4 protein-coding genes are annotated in these 2,507 nt (G+C 40.6%); all 4 read right to left on the bottom strand.

What is annotated here, in order from left to right:
* Window positions 1-67: 67 nt before the first annotated feature.
* A complete protein-coding gene (locus tag RMO27_RS14465; RefSeq protein ID WP_309733695.1) occupies window positions 68-787 on the bottom strand; it encodes a hypothetical protein in 720 nt (239 codons plus the stop codon).
* Window positions 788-835: 48 nt separating this feature from the next.
* A complete protein-coding gene (locus RMO27_RS14460) occupies window positions 836-1,345 on the bottom strand; it encodes an RHS repeat-associated core domain-containing protein (RefSeq protein ID WP_309733697.1) in 510 nt (169 codons plus the stop codon).
* 173 nt (window positions 1,346-1,518) lie between these two features.
* Complete coding sequence (locus tag RMO27_RS14455) at window positions 1,519-1,854, bottom strand: hypothetical protein (protein WP_309733694.1); 336 nt, start codon at window positions 1,852-1,854, stop codon at window positions 1,519-1,521.
* Window positions 1,855-1,887: 33 nt separating this feature from the next.
* Entirely contained in the window at window positions 1,888-2,316 is a 429-nt protein-coding gene (locus RMO27_RS14450; RefSeq protein WP_309733692.1) for a hypothetical protein, read from the bottom strand.
* Window positions 2,317-2,507 lie beyond the last annotated feature (191 nt).

Raw genomic sequence — 2,507 nt, 5'->3', positions numbered from 1 at the left:
TTAATAAATGATTCTAGGCTGGAAATTTCTTCATCTTTTACCTTCCCCTCTAGCAAAAAGTTATACATTATCTACTCCTGTATGATTGAACGTTAAATATAATTGTACCATGAATCGAATTTTGATTTAGGATTGCTATATTGACTCTAGGTTTATCAGATTTCCAAGGAGATTCTCCACGTGCTCCTTCCCAATTTCCATCATTTTGAGGCAAATGTTGTTCAAAATACGGTTTAAACAAATCGCTGCTGTCATGTCCAGTAATTCCTCCACCAATTAACCCAGAAGTCTGTGGAGTAGGTAATGTCAACGTGTCCCCTGCTGTACCATAATTACCACCAGCAAAGGCTAACTCTGGAGTTCGCCCAGATCCACCTAGTCCTTTTCCTATCTGTGATATCTCACCAAAAGCTTTGTTAATAGTATGAGTACCACCATAAAGATTTAAGCCTAAATCAACACTTTCAACAATTCCTTGTGCCCATTCACCATCTCGAAAATGTCCGGTGGCTTTTTGTGCTCCACTATATACACCAGCCGTGATAGCCAAACCAAGCACAATTTGACCACCTGGTATTGTTGATACCACGCCAAAGCCAAATCCAAAAGCAGCTCCACTGGCAGCTCCAGAAGCTCCTCTGTTAATTGCTTTGCTCCAATCTATTTCTCGATGTTTGTCATAATCTTCAGCGGCGCTCAATGCAAATTCTTTTGCACCACCAAGCGTAGCCCCAATAACAGCACCTCCTGCACCAGCTATTGCTGCTCCAATAGCCCATGCTGCCAAAATCGGAAGAAAAGCAAATTCACCACTTGGATCGGTAGCTAATGTCGATCAATTCCCAACATACCGATAAAGGTTAGAATCTCCGGCCTCAAAGCCGATCGGGTCTGTACTAATAAACCTTCCAACATTGCCATCAAAATACCGAGCACGATAATAATAAAGCCCAGTCTCAGGATCAGACTCCCGCCCCGTGTAACCAAAGCGGAACTTCACGTTAGGATCAAGCTGGCTCAACGTATTACCGAAGCTGTCATAAGTCAGCTGGTCAACGATTACGCCCTGCTCATTGACCAAGACATCGATCGAACCCAATCGATCCGCCAAACTCCAAACCATCCCCGTAAGCGAATCCTGAGCCAGAACTTGATCGGCTTCAAGCCCATATAGATAGTGGAAGGTTCGATCGCCCACCCCATCAGTAACAAAGGTGATATTGTCTTCATCGAGATAATAATTCTCTACGATATCATTAACTATATCCTTCACCCGCAGGTCATTTACATCATATTCGCAAGAGATGGTCTGCTGTACAACCCCATAAATATCTTTGCTGACCACCAAAACCAATCAATTCCGATAATCCCAAGTGTATTCATCAACTTTGCCAGTAGCTAATTCAATGCTCTTAGTCGAACTACCTTCGTTGCTCCGTTGTCACAGTCATACACATTACTAATTCCAGCTCTGCTGTACAGTCTGCTACATCATTCACCAAGTCAACATTTCCTGTGTTAAGAATCGGGTAAAGCCAAAACCCCTAAAATTCTTATGTAGTCACAGTCTGAGAAAACTATAATATTTGATTTTAGTGTTGATACAGAGTGGATAAATACTGAATCATCTTGTAGTTTTTTCAAATTATTAATTAACATATCAAATCCATTCATCACTCTTGTCGGTGAGTTTGCACGGCCTGTATAAATATCTATTGCATTATTTCTAGGTATACAGATAGATCTAATAGTTGGATTTAGATATTTACTTGTGATATTTAAATAAATTTCTTTGTCGAAATTCGATATTAATGAATTCATTATTTCCCAATCAGGACTTTTAACTGATGGCATAACTGACTCCTGGCTTTTATAATTTATTCAATGCTAATAATCCCCATACATACCCTCAACTTTTATCACTTTTGCACCAAAGATAGTACCTCTAATCAAAAATTCATTTTCTTGATATAAAGCATCAGCAACGTCCGATCTTACGTATTTAGTTTTACTTAAATCAAAGTTTTTCTCTAGTATTATTCCTTGTCCAGAACGTTTGGTGGCATGATATCTTGCCTGCGATATATCACTTGTCCAAGAAGTGAAAACGCTATCAGTTTCACCGAGTGAATGATCCGCTGCATTAGAGTGACCACCTTGAGGTTTAGCTATTCCTTGCTGTGCCCTTCCATAAACCCCCTCACCTAAATGTTTACTATCTACACCACGCCAGAGTATTTTGATATTATCTGTTTTGCTTGTACTAGTTGCTTGCCACTCATCGATCGAACTAATTGTAGCTCTAGTCCCTTCCAAAAGGCGATCTAGCTCGGCACCAATGTTATCGATTCTCTCCTGTTGAGCATTGAACTTTGCTAGCTTCTCCGCACTACCCCTGTTAAGGTAACAAATGTACTATCTGCCAGCAAGTAGTCTGAAGGTCGCTACATGAGGCGTTTTTCGGTCACTTTTACTCTTTTTCACTGGCTTCTTCTCTCCCCTGGGAG

This window comes from Chamaesiphon sp. OTE_75_metabat_556 (genome assembly GCF_031378165.1).
Lineage (GTDB): Bacteria > Cyanobacteriota > Cyanobacteriia > Cyanobacteriales > Chamaesiphonaceae > Chamaesiphon.
This window is presented reverse-complemented; position numbering and strand designations above follow the sequence as displayed.

What these genes read in the sequence shown, in the direction of transcription:
- RMO27_RS14455 (WP_309733694.1), bottom strand. Translation starts at nt 1,854, where the DNA reads ATGCCATCAGTTAAAAGTCCTGATTGGGAAATAATGAATTCATTAATA.